We start from the raw sequence: 15,136 nt of genomic DNA, 5'->3' as shown, positions 1-15,136 counted from the left end.
GCGCTCACTGTCCGCCCCCCATCTCAGCGGGCAGCGCCGGGCCGGCCGGAGCCGGGGCCGCGGGACCCGGTGCGGGACCGTTGATCTGCTGCGAAACCGGCAGCGGTCCGGGGATGACACCCGGCGCAGGCGCCGGTGGCGGCGGCGCACCGGGGTACCACGGCGGCGGCAGCGGGTTGTACTCGCTGTAGGAGTTCGGCGGGGCGCCACCGGGCGGGCCGGCAGGGGGGATCGACGTCGGGTCGGGTCCGCCCATCAACGCCGCCAACGAGTCCGGGGTAAGCATGTTGGCGGTGAACGCCTGCACGTCGACACCCTGCATACCGGGGGCCACGATCCAGCCGGCCTCGTGGTTGCCGTGCGAGAACAGCGTGTCACGCGACCAGATACCGGGCACCGTCGTGTCCTTGTACCCCGGCGGGGGCTGCAGCCGCGGCTCGGAGTAGGCGATGTACTTCGGCAGCGTCTCCGCTGTCGAGAACTGGTTCACACCGAACGGCGGAAAGTTGAACTTGATCGCGTCGAGGATCGGCGCGAGGTACTGCGCGCACATCTCCGACGAATCCTGGTAGCCCAACCGGCTGCCCGCCTGGATCGCGCTGCAGAGGAACTGCATCGGGTTGGCGAAGCTGGCCACCGTCGGGATCGCGACCAGGGCCCCATGCGTCGGGTGATAGATGTTCTGCAGGTTGGCCGCCAGCGTCGGGTACACGTGTAGCACCGTCTCGATGCCGTTGCGGGCGTCGGGCTGCATCAATGCGTTGGTGGTGTCGGCAAGGTTGTTGATGTCCTTGCTCAGCACAGAACCGTTGTCGTTGACGAACTTTCGGGCCGTCGTCAGCAACGAGTTGATGTCGCGGACCGCGTTGGCCACTTCCTGGTCGCTGCCGGTGAACGAGTTCGTGAACGTGGCCAGATCGGAATTGAGTGCCACCAACTGCTGGTCGCTCTTGTGCAGCGCATTGACGAACAGCGCCAGGCTCTTGAGGACGGCGAAGAAGTCACCGCGGCCCTCGTTCAACGCGGTCACCGCGTCGGACAGCGCCCGGAAGGTCTTGTTGATCTGCTCGCCCTTGCCCTCCAGCCCGTTGGCGAAGGACTCGAGTGCATCACCGAACGGGCCCTTGGGCTGGTCCTTGGTCGGGCCCAAAGTGGTTACCAGTTCGGAGATCTGGTTGCGCAAGTCGTCCCACTCCACCGGCACCTGGGTGCGCTCGATGGGGATCACCGCGTTGTCGGCGAGCACCGGACCGCCGGTGTAGGCCGGCGCCAGCTGGATCACCCGCGAGGCCACCAGGCTCGGGTTCAGGATCGTCGCGGTGGCGTCGGCGGGCACCTTGTACTTGTTCGCGTAGTGGAAGGTGACCTTCATCTTGTCGCCGGCCGGCTCGATCTTGTCGATGTTGCCGACCTTGACGCCCATGATCTGGATGCGGTCGCCCGGGTAGAGCGCCAGCGCCTCGGAGAAGTACGCCACCACCGTGTTGGTGGTCATCTTCTTGTAGAGCTGCCAGCCCACCAACGCCCCGACCAGGCCGAGGATCACCGCGAGGGTTCCGATGATGACCGACATCCGGGACATCTTCGGCAAGCCCAGGTTGCGCACGTTGAACACTGTCGACATCGCTTAGGCTCCCCCTCCCTGATCGACGGGCGCCAGGTCACCGACCGGCGGCACCTGCGGACCCGGTCCCGGCGGCGGGATCGGGCCGACGAGCGCGTTCGGCGGCGGGGCGTATCCCGGAATATCGGTCGCCGGTCCCGGTGTCGGGGACACCGGCACGGTGCGCGCCCCCGGCGGTCCCGGCGCCAGCGGCGCGGCGGGCACGCCCTGTAGGGCCGGCGAGAGCTCGCCAGGGAAGGCAGCACTTGGAACGCCCGGGCTGTACCCCGCGGCGGGGTTGGGTGCCGAGATCGGCACGTCGGCCGACGGGTACCCCGGTCCGCCGAACGGTCCCTGGGTCAGGCCGGCGCATGGCAGCGGGTTGCCGGTGGTCGGGATGCCGTCCGGAGGTGGGGTGTACGAGCACGGCGAACCAGGGCCGACCGCGGGGCCCGGATGGTCGGGGGTGCCCTCCAGCGGGGTCGGCGCCGGCGGCGGTGCGCCGTTGGGTTGACGCTGGCCGTTGGGGTCGGGGAACCGGAAGGCCGGCAGACCCGCGTTGCGCCAGAACTCCTCGGGATCGATGCCCCGCTTCTTGAATGCGGCGTCCACCCACGGCTGCAGGATCTGGTAGGGCACCAGGTTGACCACCAGAACCTTGAAGTAGGGCCCCGAACCGATGGCTTCGGCCAGCGCACCCATGAACTTGGCCGCGGTGATGAACACGTCGGCCAGGTCGTTCTTGTGCTTGGCCAGCTGGGTGCTGATCGTATCCAGCTGTGTCAGAACATGATTCAGGTTCGGGTTGTCGTTGACGAACCCGGTGAACTGCTGCGAGATCTTCGAGATGTTGGTCAGCAGATAGTCGATGGCGCGACCACGCTCGTTGACCGCGGCCAGCAGGCTCTGAGCGTTGACAGCCAGACGGTTGATCTGCTCGCTGCGGTTGCCGAGTACGGCGGCCACCTTGTTGGCGTTGGCCAGCAGCTGCTTGAACTGCTCGTCGCGCTTGCCGATGGTGTCGGAGAAGCGGGCCACCCCGTCGAGTGCGGCACTCAGATGCGGATAGGTCTGATCGATGGTCTCCGACAACACGTTCAGCGACTGCTTGACGGTCTGCAGATCCCAGCCCTGGGCGGCCTTGGTGACGTCGAAGACCGCGTCGTAGATCTGGTAGGGCGTGGTGGTCTGGCCCACCGGCAGGACACCGCGCGGCTTGAGGACCTTGTCGCCGCGCGGTTCGACCTCGATGGCCCGCTTACCCAGGATCGTCTCGGTGCGGATGGCCATCCTGCTGTCCGTCCCGATCTGCATGTTGCCCAACGAGAATCCGACCAACACGTGATCGCCTTCGATGGCCAACGACTTGACGGAGCCGACTTCCATACCGGCGATCCGCACCTTGTCGCCGGGGTTGATCCCGGCCGAGTCGGTGAACTGGCCGTAGTAGGTCGGCTGCGCGAACAACTGCGGGATGCTGGCGAAGCTCTGACCGACTCCGACCACCAGCACCACGATCAGGATGCCGGCCAGGCCGTTCTTGATCCGGTTCGGTGTCTCTAGCGTCCTCATTGCGGGGTGCACCTACCCGTCGGCTGCTGGGTGATCTTCACGGTGCGTACCGGGCCGCCCGGTTGCAGGCCGTTGAGCTTGAGGTTGATGTCGCACAGGTAGAAGTTGAAGAAGTCACCGTAGATACCGCCGGCGCGGCCGATGATCTTGATCGCCTCCGGCAGCTTGGTGAGCAGATCGTCCAGCTTGGCCTGGTCGTCGACCAGCGGCTGCTGCACGGTCTCGATCTTGGCGATGGTGTCCTTGAGCAGCGGACGGTCGTCGGCGAGCAGATCGCCTAGCGTTCCCGAGGCATTGCTGATGTCGGCGATGGAGTTGGCCAGCGGATCGGACCGGTTCTTCAGCCCGGTGATCAGCACCTCCAGGTTGTTGACCGTCTGGTCGAATTCCTTCTCGTGCTTGACGGTCGTGGCCAGCACCGTGTTCAGGTTGTTGATGACGTCGCCGATCGCCTGGTCCCGGTCGGCCAGCGCCGAGGTCAACTGGGCGGTCTGGTCCAGGATGTCGTTGATGGTGCCGCCCTGGCCCTGGAAGACGGTGACCAACGACGACGCGATGGTGTTCACCTTCTCCGGATCCAGCGCCTTGAAGAGCGGCTTGAAGCCACCGATCAACGCATCGAGGTCCAGGGCCGGTTGGGTGCGCGAGACCGGGATGAACCCGCCGGCCGGCAGCACGCGGTCGGCCCCTTCGCCGGTGCCGCGCTCGAGGTTGACGTAGCGGTTGCCGATCAGGTCCTGGTAGCGGATCTGGGCGGTGGTGGACTGGTACAGCGGCAGCGTCCGGTCCACGTTGAGGGTGACCAGGACCCGGCGGCCACCGTCGACCAGCTTGATGTTGGAGACCTTGCCCACCTCGACGCCGCCGGCGCGGACGAACTCACCGTCGCGCAGACCGCTGGCATTGGTGAACTCCGCGGTGTACGGCGTGGTCCGGTCGAACCGGAACTGCCCGAAAACCACCACGATGATCGCGGTGAACAGCAGCAGCACGAACGAGAATGCTGCGAGTTTGACTGCGGTGCCGGTGATTTTCATGGGTTGATCGTGTTCTCCCCGACTTGGCGTCCCCAGACGTACTCGGTGAGGATCGGCTGACCCAACTCGAAGTGGTTGTACGGGGCCAGCGAGGCGCCGTCGTCGACAACCAGGTACGGCGCAGGCCAGAAGTTACGGTTCACCTCTTGCCAGCAGCCGGGTGCACCGCCCGGACCGCCGTGCCCGTTGACCCGCGGCAGGTTGTCGGGGTACACGTACGGGTTCGGTGCGCCGAGGAACTCGGTGACGGTGTTGAGTGAATACCCGTTGCCGCCAAAGGAATCCAGGGCCAACGGCAGCGCGAGAGCCTCATTGCGGATCTGGCAGTACAGCTGCGGGCTGTACTTGTCGAGCACCGTGGTGGTGGGTACCAGGTCGGCTTGGCCACGGACGAAATACGGTGCACCACGCTCGAATACGTCGCCGCCGGTGTTACCGAACCCGGTCGCCGCCAGCAGCGCGGCGTCGAGATCGCCCTGCTGCTGGTTGAGGCTGCGGGCGGTGGTCACCGAGTTGTCCAGGAAGTTCCAGAAGTCCGGGCTTGCCTTGGTGTAGACGTCGGCCAGATTCGCCAATTGCCGGATGTTGGAACGGATCTGCGGCATCTGCGGGTTGATGTCGTCGAGGATCGCATTGCCGGCCAGGATCGACTGGCCGAACTTGGTGCCCAGACCGTTGAGCGACTCGGCCGCAGCACTGAGGGTGAGGTTCAGCTTGACTGGATCGACCTTCTCCGAAATCGAGGTCAGCGTTTCGAACAAGGTGTTGAACTCGGTGGTCACGTGGGTGACGTCGATGACGTCGGAGCTCGAGATGCGGGCCTTGCTCGGGTCTTTCGGACTGGTGAAGGCCACGTACTTGTTGCCGAACACCGTGCTGGCCTTGATCTGGGCATCGACATTGGCCGGGATCAGCTTGACGAACCGGGGCTGTACCTCGAGGTTCAGCTTGGCCCGCTGCTCGCCGTTCTCGTTGACGGCCGAGATCGAGGTGACCCGGCCGACCTCCACCCCGTTGTAGGTGACCTTCGACCCGGGATCCATCACCAGACCGGCCCGGTCGGAGATCATCGTCAGTTCTGTCTTGGGGGTCAGCTTGCCGCGGAACTGCGCGTAGATCAGCGCGGCCAGCAGCGCGGCGATGACGAGGAAGACGATCCCCGCGAGCTTGATCGGGGGGCGGCGCGAATCGTTCAACGGATGTGACGGCATGGCGCTACACCGTCAGGTTGAAGTTCGGGTTGGTGCCGTAGAGCGCCAACGAGGCCAACAGGACGACGGTCGCCACCGCGACCAGGGAGGCCCGCATCGAAACACCCACGGCCTCACCGACACCCACCGGACCGCCGCTGGCGTTGTAGCCGAAGTAGCAGTGGTTGATCATCACGAACACCGCGATGATGATGGCCACCACGAACGACCAGAACACGTCGTCCGGCCGCAGGAACGTGCGGAAGTAGTGGTCGTAGGTACCGGTGGACTGGCCGTAGAACACGGTCGTGGTCAATTGTGCGGCCAGGAACGACAGCAGCAGCGCCATGGCGTACAGCGGGATGATCACCACGATGCCGGCCAGGATGCGCGTCGACACCAGGTAGCTGATCGACTTGATGCCCATCACCTCGAGGGCGTCGATCTCCTCGGCGATGCGCATGGCGCCCAGTTCGGCGGTGGCGCCGGCGCCGACCGTGGCCGCCAGCGCGTGGCCCGACACCAGGGGCGCGACCACGCGGACGTTGACCAGCGCGGCCACGAAGCCGGTGAACGCCTCGACACCGATGTTGCCCAGCGATGCATAACCCTGGATGGCGATGAGGGAGCCGCCCGAGAGGGTGACGAATCCGACGATGGCGATGGTGCCGCCGATCACCGCCATGGCGCCGGTGCCCATGCCGATCTCGGCGATCAGCCGCAGGGTGGCGCGCCGGTAGTAGCGCAGCGCATGCGGGATCTGGCCGACCGCGGTCACGGTGAACCACGCGACCTTGCCGACGTTTTCGGCGAACCGCCCGGGTGCCGAGGCCCATTTGGTGGCGGAGCTGTATGCGCGGGGGTAGCGGCTGCGCAGCACTGCCGATGTACTCATCTCAACGCCCCGTTCCGAACCGGACACCGATGGTCGTGAGCACGACGTTCACGGCGAACAATGCGACGACCGACAGCACCAGCGTCTCGTTCACCGCGGTGCCCAGGCCCTTGGCGCCGCCGGACACCGTCAGGCCGCGATAGCACCCGACCAGGCCGGCGATGAGGCCGAAGGTGAGGGCCTTGACGATCGAGATGACCACCTCCGGCAGCCCGGTGATCAGGGTGAGCGTGGAGACGTAGGCGCCGGCCGAGATGTTCTGCATGTAGACGCCGAAGATGAAGCCACCCACCAGGCCGACCGCGATGACCGCGCCGTTGAGCAGAACCGCCACAAAGGTGGAGGCCACCACGCGGGGCAGCACCAGGCGGTGAATCGGGTCGATACCGAGCACCTCGAGGGCGTCGATCTCCTCGCGGATGGTGCGGGCTCCGAGGTCGGCGCAGATGGCCGTCGACCCGGCACCCGCGACCACCAGCACGGTGACGATCGGGCCGAGCTGGGTGACCGCGGCCAGCGCCGCACCCGCACCGGAGACGTCAGCCGCGCCGAACTCGACCAGCAGAATGTTGATGGTGAAGATGATCAGGATCGTGTTGGGGACGGCCACCGCAATGGTCGGCAGGAACGTCACCCGGAACTGGAACCACGCCTGAATGATGAATTCGCGCCATTCGAAAGGCCATTTGGTGGTGGCCTTCGCCGTGAGCACGCACATCCGGAAGAAGCCGCCGACGGCGGTGAGCGGGGCCCGCAGCCGGTCCTGAACGTAGGCCGACACCCCTGTCGATGTCGTCACCGGGAGACCCGCTCTACGACAACAGGTTCGTCGTCACGGCACAACGGCAGCATGCCTGGCACAAACCCTCCTCGCCCCGACCCGCAACCGGTGACCAGTGCCTCCCTACTCATGAGTAGTAAGGCGGACCACAGGAATGTACCCGATGACAAGCGGGGAGTGGACCGCATCGGCACTATTAGCCCCCCGTCGTCATTTATCGGAATCTTTCGCATCGGTAAACGTGTCATCGGTCAGCCGGGATTTGCTGTATCCGAATCGGTTTCGCCGACGCTGTCACCACCGCCCCTGGCGCCGAACCGGATTCGCAGTTCGGTCTTGAGAACCTTACCGGCCGGATTGCGGGGTAACGCGTCAACGATTTCCACCGCCTTCGGATGCTTGTAGCGGGCCAGGCGGTCGTTGAGGAAGTCGGTGAGATCAGCCAGCCGGAGCTCGGCTGCCGAGATCGCGGCGACCGCCACCGGAACCTCGCCCCACTTCGGGTGCGGCCGGCCGATGACGGCGACTTCGACGATCGCCGGGTGGGCTGCGAGGGCGTTCTCCACTTCCGCGCAGTAGATGTTCTCGCCGCCGGAGATGATCATGTCCTTCTTGCGGTCGACGACCCAGACGTAGCCTTCGTCGTCCATCCGGACCAGATCGCCGGAGTGGAACCAGCCCCCGGCGAACGCCTCGGCCGTCGCCTGCGGGTTGTTCCAATAGCCGGCCATCAGGGTGGGGGCGCGGTAGACGATCTCCCCGACCTCGCCGACGGGGACGTCGTTCATGTCCTCGTCGACGACCCGTGCGGCAACGGTCGGGATGACCTTGCCCACCGAGCCCAGCTTCCGGATGGCATCCTCGCCCAGCAGCATGCAGGTGACCGGTGACATCTCGGTCTGGCCGAAGGCGGCCAGGATCTTGCTGTCCGGGAACGTCTCGGCCATCTGGCGAAGCAGGGTGTCCGAGGCGGGGGCGGCGCCCCAGGACAAGGTCCGCAGCCGGACGTCGCGCGGAGCGGCCTGCTGCGCGGCGCACACCGCCTGCCACTGCGCCGGGACCAGGAAGATGCCGGTGACCTTCTCGGCAGCCAGGACGTCCAGCAGCTCCCCCGGATCGAATCCGCCCAGCGGGTGGATGACCGTCGGGGTGCCCAGCAGCAGTCCACCCAGCATGTTGCCGATACCGGCGATGTGGAACAGCGGGACGCCGATGAAGCCGACGTCGTGGTTGATGTCGGGGCCGGTGGTGTACATCGACGTCATCGCCTGGCCGGTGAGATTGGCGTGGGTCAGCACCGCGCCCTTGGGGCGTCCGGTAGTGCCCGAGGTGTACATGATCAAGGCGGGGTGGTCGTTGGGGATGTCGACGGCCGCGGCCGGCTCCCCGACTTCGGCGACCAGGTCCTCGTAGCCCAGGACGTCGGCCTCGGTCGCGGCCCCGGCCACGATGACGGTGGCCAGTTCCGGCGCCAGGTTACGGACGGCCCTGGCGACATCGGCCAATACCGGTTCGGTGACGACAACGGCCGCTGCACAGTCCTGGACCAGGAACGCTAGTTCGGGCGGGGTGAGGCGGAAATTCACCGGCACCGCGATGGCGCCGAGCTGGTTGGCGGCCAGGGTGACTTCGACGAACTCGGGCCGGTTGAGCATGAGGATCATGACCCGGTCCCCGAAGCGGACTCCGCGCCGGCACAGGGCACCAGCCAGGCCGCTGACCCGCTGCTCCAACTGGACCCAGGTGGTGGTCTTGCCCATGAACCGGATGGCAGTGGCGTCGGGCTGCATGAGGGCGTGCCGCGCCAGCTGGTTCGTCCAATTCAGGCGCCGGGACAGATACGGCTGCTCAGTGGCCTGCTCAGTGGTCGTGGTCAACTGTGTGGTCACCTCGTCCTCTGCTGTCCTGAAGTTCCGTTTCGCCCGGCGTGAACGTCGGGTGAACGCCGTATCGAAGAGGCCGACTATCGTTATATTTGATCAAATCTGATGTCGTCCGCGTCACACTATTGGTTACGCGCCGCCCACACAAGTCCGCGGAGGTCACGTGAACGCACCGACTTCCGCAGTACGGTCACGGCGCCGTTCACAACTGGCAGATGAAGTCGCCCAACACCTTCGCGACGCGATCATGACGGGCACGCTGCGGCCGGGAACCTTCATCCGGCTCGACGAGACGGCCGCCCAACTCGGGGTGAGCATCACCCCGGTGCGGGAGGCATTGCTGACGCTGCGCGGTGAGGGGATGGTGCAACTCGAACCCCGCCGCGGTTACGTGGTGGTACCGCTGACCAGGCAGGACATCACCGACATCTTCTGGCTGCAGGCAACCATCGCCAGGGAGCTGGCCGCTACGGCGATCGAACGGCTCACCACCGAGCAGATCGACGAGCTCGACGAGGCCAACACGCGCCTGGCACAAGCGATCGCCGACGGTGACCCGGCAGCCATCACCGCTGCCGAGTTCGCCTTCCACCGGTTGTTCAACCGATCCACCGGACGAGTCAAATTGTCCTGGTTCCTGCTGCACGTCGCGCGCTACATGCCGCCGCTGGTCTACGTCACCGACCCCACCTGGGGGCACGACACCGTGCACAACCACCAGCAGCTGATCACCGCACTGCGCCGCGGTGATCGCGACACGGTGGTACAGATCATCGAGGACGAGTTCGCCGATGCCGTCAATCGACTGGTCGAACAGCTGGAGAGCAGCGGGATCTGGCGCTGAGCGGCGTCAGCCGGCGGCGAGTTGCTCGGCGCGATCCTTGAGGTTGGCGGCCAGGTGCTCGAGCACGTCGCTGGTCAGCTTCTTGACCATCATGGCGGGCACCGGCATCGAGGTCTCGACGTCGAGGTCGACGGTCAGCAGGCTGGCCGGCCCCATCCCGACCACCGAGAACAGCTGATCCTGCTTGGTGAACACGTCACCCTGCTGCAGCACCGTCTGGATCTGACCGTCGCCCGGGTAGTAGACGGCCTGGATGAAGGTGCTCTCGTGGCCCTGGATGACGGTGTCGATGCGCAGCTGGCTGGGGCGCCCGTCGTCGTAGCGAGCCAGGATGTAGACGGCCTTGACCTCGTCGTTCCATTGCGGATAGGCCTCGAAGTCGGCCACGATGCCCAGGATCGAAGCGGCGTCGGCATTGACCTCTAGGGTTTTGGAGACGAGCGGCATCGGCCGATCATATCCAGCTCAGACGCTCGCTCTAGCCGCGCGCCTTGCCTGCTGCGGTGTGGTTCTCCGGCGCGCCCAGTGGTGACTCCACCCGGGCCTTCTCGTCCCGGATCAGGCCACGCAGCAGCGCGGTGCTGAATTCAGCGGCGATCTCCTGTGCGCTGCGCCGGCCGTCGGGCCGCAGCCAGCGGTAAGCCCCCAGCGTCATGCCGATGTAGCCCAGCGCCACCACGTGGGAGTCGCAGTCGTAGAACTCGCCACTGGCGATACCGCGCTCGATCACCCCGGTGACATGCTCGAAGACCTGGTTCTCCTTCTCCCGGACTTCGGCGACCTGCTCGTCGGTGAACCACTCGGAGATGTAGGGCTGCTCCTGGAAGTACACCGCCGCACCCTCGGGGTCCTCGGCGATGTTGGTCAGCAGGCGCACCGTGTATTGGTAGAGCGCCTCGCGGGCGGTCCAGGACGGGTCGTCGTGGACGGCGACCAGGGTTCGCTGCGCGGCCCGTTGATAGATGTCGAACAAGATCAGCGACTTGCTGGCGTAATAGTGATAGACGGTGGCCTTGTTCAGGCCCACCACATCGGCGACATCGTCCATCCGGGTGCCGTGGTAGCCCCGCGCGGCAAAGAGCTTGGTGGCGACGGCCAGCAGCTCTTCGCGCCGGGTCATCCCGTTCTCGGGTGGCATGGTGTCCTCGCTTGTTCCTACTCCGACCGCGGCCGGCTATCTATCAACTAGTTGGACAGTTTAGGCAATGCCCCTGACCTGTGTTGCAGCACGGCCCATCGGGCTACACTGCCGGACAGGCGGAGCACGGTGCCGCAGTGAAACGGTGGTACCGGTGCGGAAAGGTTCAGGTATGGATCCGAATCCTGATTACGACGCGAGTGACGAGGTCGAGTACTTCTTCAGCTGGCTGCCGTGGGCGCTGCGCGGCGTCTACCCACCGCCCGCCTACCCGCCGGTGTAACTGGAACCTCGTGAATTCCTGCCGCCTGCCTTGACGGCCGGCCTGCGGGCGATGATCGCCCGCGATCCCCACGAACCGCACCGTGCGGCAAGCTCGCTGGAATTGCTGTTCGACCTGGTGTTCGTCGTCGCCGTGTCCCAGGCTTCCGGCGCCCTGCACCACCTCTGGGAAGAGCAGCACTTCGGGCACGGCTTGGTCGCCTACGCGATGGTGTTCTTCGCCATCTTCAATGCCTGGCTGAACTTCACCTGGTTCTCCAGTGCCTTCGACACCGACGACTGGCTGTACCGCTTCGCCACCTTCGTGCAGATGGCCGGCGCGCTGACGATCGCCGCCGGAGCCCAACGGGCCATGGTGGACAACGACTTTCGGGCGATCGTCGTCGGCTACGTGATCATGCGCGTGGCGGCGGCCGCGCAATGGACGCGGGCGGCCATCAGCGATAAGCAGTCCCGCGGCACCTGTGTGCGCTACGCCGTCGGGATCGTGGTGGTCCAGTCGCTGTGGGTGACCTGGTCGATCACCGGCGGCCCGGTCTGGCTGTTCGCGGTGCTCGCGGTGGCGGACCTCTCGGTGTCACCGATCGCCGAACACTATCGGCCCACCGCGTTCCATCACCACCACATCGCCGAGCGCTACGGACTGTTCACCCTGATCGTTCTCGGGGAATCCATTCTCGCCAGCGCGAATTCGATCATCGGAAGCCTGTCGGACACCGATGCACGAAGCGGCCTCATCGCCTGCGCGGCGTGCTCGCTGGTCATCGTGGCGGCCATGTGGTGGATCTACTTCGACCGCCCGCAGCACGACCAGCTGATGACGTTTCGCAGAGCCTTCTTCTGGGGCTACCTGCATTACTTCATCTTCGCCGCGGCGGCCGCGTTCTCAGCCGGGGTTGAGGTCGCGGTGGCCGAGAACCTCGGCGAGAGTCGCCTGCCGCACGGCCTCGCCGGGTTGACGTTGACGATCCCGCTGGCGGTCTTCATCCTGGCCACCTGGCTGGTGCTCGACGCGGTACGCCGGGACACGGTGCAGGCGATCGGGACGCTGGCGCTGACCGCGGCGATGGTCGCCACCGCGTTACTGCCCTACCCACCGGCTGGGGCGGCGGCCGTTATGGTCGCGTCGGCCGCACTGGTCAGCTGGCGCCACCGGATCCAAGACGGCGTCCGCAACGGTGCCGAGAATGGTGTCGAAAACCGCTAAGCCGCGGCTGCTTTCACGGCCCGTCCCACTTCCGAGCGCAACCGGGTGTACTCCGGTGAGCGCCGCAGCTCATCGGGATCGACGCCGCTACGCGGTAGATCGACCGGCAGATCCAGTGCCACCTGACCCGGACGGCGGGTCAGCACCACGATCCTGGAACCCAGGAACGCTGCCTCGTCGGCGCTGTGCGTGACGAACACCGTCGTGCGTCCCGACTCGGCGCTGACCTGACGGACGTCCTCCTGCAGACGTTCGCGGGTCAGGGCGTCCAGCGCGGCGAACGGCTCGTCGAGCAGCAGCAGGGAGGTTTCGGGGCGTTCGGAGGCCAGTGCCCTGGCGATCGCCACCCGCTGCTGCTGGCCGCCGCTGATCTCCCAGATCTTGCGGTCACCGATGGCTTCCAGCCCGACCCGGTGCAGCAGTTCGTCGCGCCGTTGCGCCCGGCGTTCCCGCGGCGTGCCCGAATACTTCAGCGCCAGTTCGATATTGCCGCCGACCGAGCGCCACGGGAACAGCCGGGGCTGCTGGAAGACCACGCCCGCGGTCTTCCCGGGCACCGGCTGCCGGCCGGATACCGTCAACTCGCCCTCGGTGGGCGACTCGAAACCGGCGATCAGCCGAAGCAGTGTGCTCTTGCCGCAGCCCGAGGCACCGACGAGCACCAGGAAGGACCCGGGTTCGACGGCGAGGTCGATCGGGCCCAGCGCCGTCGTCGTGCCGTATCGGTGCTGGACACCACTGATGTGGATGCCGCCGTCGGTGTGAGCGGCCGACGGGGCGGGTGCCTGGGCACCGGCCACCGTCTCACTTGGTGATGACATCCGGTAACCCCTGGGTGTAGATGGCGTCCTGGAATGTCTTGAGCGGTGCGGCAGCCGGGATCTGCTTCTGCTCGGCGAGGAACTGCGAGGCGCTCTCCAGGTTGGCCGCCACGTTGCCCGGGTTGCCCTGGGTGCCCAGCCACTGCGGCGATGCCACCTCTTGCGGGGTCAGGTACACGCCCTGCTTGAGCTGTCCCTCGACGTCGGCGGGCGACAGCCCGATCTCGGCGCCGATGGCCTTGGCCGCCGCGGCCGGGTCGTCATGGATCACGGTCAGCGCCCGAGCCTGCTGCTTGCGCCAGACGTCGACGACCTCGGGGTGATCTTTGGCGAACGAGTTGGCCACCGCGGCGAGGTCGAGGGTCGGCTTGCCGTCCTTGGCCAGCTGGCGGCTGGTGATCAAGTCCTTGCCGCTCTTGCGCAGCTGGTCCAATGTGGGCAGCCAGGTGTAGGCCGCCGCGATATCACCGCGCTCCCAGGCCGCCAGGATCGCCTGCGGCTGCAGGTCGATCAACTGAACGTCGCTGGGCGACAAGCCATTCTGGGCCAGTGCGGCCAGCAGACTGTAGTGCGCGGTGGACGCGAACGGGGTGGCCACCCGCTTGCCCTTGAGATCGGCGATCGAGTTGATGCCGCTGCCGTTGCGGGCGACCAGCGCCTCGTTGTCGCCGGCGACGTCGAGGACGAAGGCCACGCTGTAGGGAATGTTGAGCGGGGCGGACAGACCACGCGCGACCGGGCTGGAGCCCAGGGCGCCGAAGTCGAGCTCCTTGGCGATGAACGCGGTGTTCACGTCGGCGCCGGAGTCGAACTTGATCCACTTGATGTTGTAGTCCGGCAACGCGTCTTCCAGCCACCGGTTGTTCTTGACGATCAGGTCTCCGCTGGGGAAGGTCTGGTACCCGATGCGCAGCGTCGGCTTGCCCGCATCGTTCTTGCCGTGATCGACCGAGCATCCCGCCATCCCGATCATGGTGATCGCGGCGAGTGCGACGGCGGCAATTCTCCTCAGCTTCATACCTTTCCTCTCCAGGGGACGGCGCGACGCTCGACCGAGCGCAGCAGACCGTCGATCACCAAACCCGAGATGCCGATGGCGAAGATGCCCACGAGCACCACGGGAGTGTTGTTGTAATTGCTGGCGTCCTTGACCAGGCCGCCGATACCGGGGATTCCGTTGAACAATTCGGCGGCAACCACCGACGAGTAGGCCATGCCGACCGCAAGGCGGATGCCGGTGAAGGTCTCCGGCAGAGCGGACGGGATGACAATGTCGCGCACCACGTCACGCCGTGATGCGCCGAGCGCCCGGGCAGCCTCGACCAGGCTCACCGGCACGGCCACCACGGCCGCGGTGGTCGCGACTGCTGCAGGTGGGAGCGCGGCCAGCGCCAGCAGCGTGATCTTGGGTGCCTCGTCGATACCGAGCCAGATCACCAGCAGGAAGAAGTAGGCCAACGGCGGCAGCGCCCGCAGGAAGGTCAGCCACGGCTCCAGCACGCTGCGCACCCAGGGGATCGAGCCCATGGCCAGGCCGAGCAGGACACCGACCGCAACGCCGATGACCACGCCGACGAACACCCGGCGCAGGGTCATATAGAGGTGCTCCCACAGCAGATACCCCGCATAGCCGCGGACGCCATCATGGGTGGTGGAGACGTCGATGAAGGCGTGCCACACCGTGCTCGGATAGGGGACGAACGTCTGGTTCCAGATCTCACTGGCCGCGGCGAGTTGCCAGACCACGAAGAACACCAGCACCGACAGCAGGGGCAGCCCCGCCCGTTTGGCCACGCCCAGCCACCTGGCCGAGGACTGCGGATCAGCAGCGGCCGGCCGAGCCCCGCCATCAGGGGTCACGTCAACGAACACAGACACCCGGA

14 protein-coding genes and 1 pseudogene are annotated in these 15,136 nt (G+C 66.3%); 3 read left to right on the top strand and 12 right to left on the bottom strand.

Features of this window, described 5'->3' with window-relative positions; all coding sequences use genetic code 11:
• Nucleotides 1-4: 4 nt before the first annotated feature.
• From G6N35_RS21175 to fadD5, 7 genes are all read right to left on the bottom strand, one after another.
• Nucleotides 5-1,624: a virulence factor Mce family protein gene (locus G6N35_RS21175; RefSeq protein ID WP_163806009.1), complete on the bottom strand. Its 1,620-nt coding sequence runs from the start codon at nucleotides 1,622-1,624 to the stop codon at nucleotides 5-7.
• A gap of 3 nt (nucleotides 1,625-1,627) precedes the next feature.
• The gene (locus G6N35_RS21170) at nucleotides 1,628-3,175 is read right to left on the bottom strand and encodes an MCE family protein (protein WP_163806008.1); all 1,548 of its coding nucleotides are present in this window, start codon (nucleotides 3,173-3,175) and stop codon (nucleotides 1,628-1,630) included.
• The gene (locus G6N35_RS21165; protein WP_163806007.1) at nucleotides 3,172-4,212 is read right to left on the bottom strand and encodes a virulence factor Mce family protein; all 1,041 of its coding nucleotides are present in this window, start codon (nucleotides 4,210-4,212) and stop codon (nucleotides 3,172-3,174) included. Before G6N35_RS21165 ends, G6N35_RS21170 begins: the two co-directional genes overlap by 4 nt.
• A complete protein-coding gene (locus G6N35_RS21160; RefSeq protein WP_163806006.1) occupies nucleotides 4,209-5,423 on the bottom strand; it encodes an MCE family protein in 1,215 nt (404 codons plus the stop codon). Before G6N35_RS21160 ends, G6N35_RS21165 begins: the two co-directional genes overlap by 4 nt.
• A gap of 4 nt (nucleotides 5,424-5,427) precedes the next feature.
• Complete coding sequence (locus tag G6N35_RS21155; protein WP_163806005.1) at nucleotides 5,428-6,297, bottom strand: MlaE family ABC transporter permease; 870 nt, start codon at nucleotides 6,295-6,297, stop codon at nucleotides 5,428-5,430.
• Nucleotide 6,298: 1 nt separating this feature from the next.
• A complete protein-coding gene (locus G6N35_RS21150) occupies nucleotides 6,299-7,096 on the bottom strand; it encodes an MlaE family ABC transporter permease (RefSeq protein WP_163806004.1) in 798 nt (265 codons plus the stop codon).
• A gap of 233 nt (nucleotides 7,097-7,329) precedes the next feature.
• Nucleotides 7,330-8,955 (bottom strand): fatty-acid--CoA ligase FadD5, encoded by a 1,626-nt coding sequence (gene fadD5, locus G6N35_RS21145; protein ID WP_281357033.1) that lies wholly within the window; start codon nucleotides 8,953-8,955, stop codon nucleotides 7,330-7,332.
• 169 nt (nucleotides 8,956-9,124) lie between these two features.
• On the opposite strand from fadD5, the gene G6N35_RS21140 reads away from it, so the two are divergent.
• On the top strand, nucleotides 9,125-9,805 hold the full coding sequence (locus G6N35_RS21140; RefSeq protein ID WP_163806002.1) for a GntR family transcriptional regulator: 681 nt from the start codon (nucleotides 9,125-9,127) through the stop codon (nucleotides 9,803-9,805).
• Nucleotides 9,806-9,811: 6 nt separating this feature from the next.
• Here G6N35_RS21140 and G6N35_RS21135 read toward each other — a convergent pair whose 3' ends face one another.
• Nucleotides 9,812-10,252: an SRPBCC family protein gene (locus tag G6N35_RS21135; protein WP_163806001.1), complete on the bottom strand. Its 441-nt coding sequence runs from the start codon at nucleotides 10,250-10,252 to the stop codon at nucleotides 9,812-9,814.
• Nucleotides 10,253-10,283: 31 nt separating this feature from the next.
• Complete coding sequence (locus tag G6N35_RS21130) at nucleotides 10,284-10,943, bottom strand: TetR/AcrR family transcriptional regulator (RefSeq protein ID WP_163806000.1); 660 nt, start codon at nucleotides 10,941-10,943, stop codon at nucleotides 10,284-10,286.
• Between the two features lie 175 nt (nucleotides 10,944-11,118).
• On the opposite strand from G6N35_RS21130, the pseudogene G6N35_RS27425 reads away from it, so the two are divergent.
• A pseudogene (locus tag G6N35_RS27425) lies at nucleotides 11,119-11,226 on the top strand (hypothetical protein); the annotation flags it as partial.
• A gap of 30 nt (nucleotides 11,227-11,256) precedes the next feature.
• Nucleotides 11,257-12,432: a low temperature requirement protein A gene (locus tag G6N35_RS21125; protein WP_163805999.1), complete on the top strand. Its 1,176-nt coding sequence runs from the start codon at nucleotides 11,257-11,259 to the stop codon at nucleotides 12,430-12,432.
• Here G6N35_RS21125 and G6N35_RS21120 read toward each other — a convergent pair.
• Genes G6N35_RS21120 through G6N35_RS21110 form a run of 3 tightly spaced genes read right to left on the bottom strand, consistent with a single transcriptional unit; the run spans nucleotide 12,429 to nucleotide 15,131 of the window.
• Nucleotides 12,429-13,253 (bottom strand): ABC transporter ATP-binding protein, encoded by an 825-nt coding sequence (locus G6N35_RS21120; RefSeq protein ID WP_163805998.1) that lies wholly within the window; start codon nucleotides 13,251-13,253, stop codon nucleotides 12,429-12,431. The genes G6N35_RS21125 and G6N35_RS21120 overlap by 4 nt on opposite strands.
• On the bottom strand, nucleotides 13,237-14,271 hold the full coding sequence (locus G6N35_RS21115; protein ID WP_163805997.1) for a taurine ABC transporter substrate-binding protein: 1,035 nt from the start codon (nucleotides 14,269-14,271) through the stop codon (nucleotides 13,237-13,239). The genes G6N35_RS21120 and G6N35_RS21115 overlap by 17 nt, the downstream gene beginning before the upstream one ends.
• Complete coding sequence (locus tag G6N35_RS21110; RefSeq protein ID WP_163805996.1) at nucleotides 14,268-15,131, bottom strand: ABC transporter permease; 864 nt, start codon at nucleotides 15,129-15,131, stop codon at nucleotides 14,268-14,270. Before G6N35_RS21110 ends, G6N35_RS21115 begins: the two co-directional genes overlap by 4 nt.
• Between the last annotated feature and the right edge of the window lie 5 nt (nucleotides 15,132-15,136).

Source organism: Mycolicibacterium anyangense, from assembly GCF_010731855.1.
GTDB lineage: Bacteria > Actinomycetota > Actinomycetes > Mycobacteriales > Mycobacteriaceae > Mycobacterium > Mycobacterium anyangense.
This window is presented reverse-complemented; position numbering and strand designations above follow the sequence as displayed.

Excerpts from the sequence above, each read along its gene's own strand:
- G6N35_RS21130 (WP_163806000.1), bottom strand. The coding sequence starts at position 10,943 with ATGCCACCCGAGAACGGGATGACCCGGCGCGAAGAGCTGCTGGCCGTC.
- G6N35_RS21160 (WP_163806006.1), bottom strand. The coding sequence starts at position 5,423 with ATGCCGTCACATCCGTTGAACGATTCGCGCCGCCCCCCGATCAAGCTC.
- G6N35_RS21175 (WP_163806009.1), bottom strand. The coding sequence starts at position 1,624 with ATGTCGACAGTGTTCAACGTGCGCAACCTGGGCTTGCCGAAGATGTCC.
- G6N35_RS21120 (WP_163805998.1), bottom strand. The coding sequence starts at position 13,253 with ATGTCATCACCAAGTGAGACGGTGGCCGGTGCCCAGGCACCCGCCCCG.
- G6N35_RS21115 (WP_163805997.1), bottom strand. The coding sequence starts at position 14,271 with ATGAAGCTGAGGAGAATTGCCGCCGTCGCACTCGCCGCGATCACCATG.
- G6N35_RS21155 (WP_163806005.1), bottom strand. The coding sequence starts at position 6,297 with ATGAGTACATCGGCAGTGCTGCGCAGCCGCTACCCCCGCGCATACAGC.
- G6N35_RS21135 (WP_163806001.1), bottom strand. The coding sequence starts at position 10,252 with ATGCCGCTCGTCTCCAAAACCCTAGAGGTCAATGCCGACGCCGCTTCG.
- G6N35_RS21165 (WP_163806007.1), bottom strand. The coding sequence starts at position 4,212 with ATGAAAATCACCGGCACCGCAGTCAAACTCGCAGCATTCTCGTTCGTG.
- G6N35_RS21170 (WP_163806008.1), bottom strand. The coding sequence starts at position 3,175 with ATGAGGACGCTAGAGACACCGAACCGGATCAAGAACGGCCTGGCCGGC.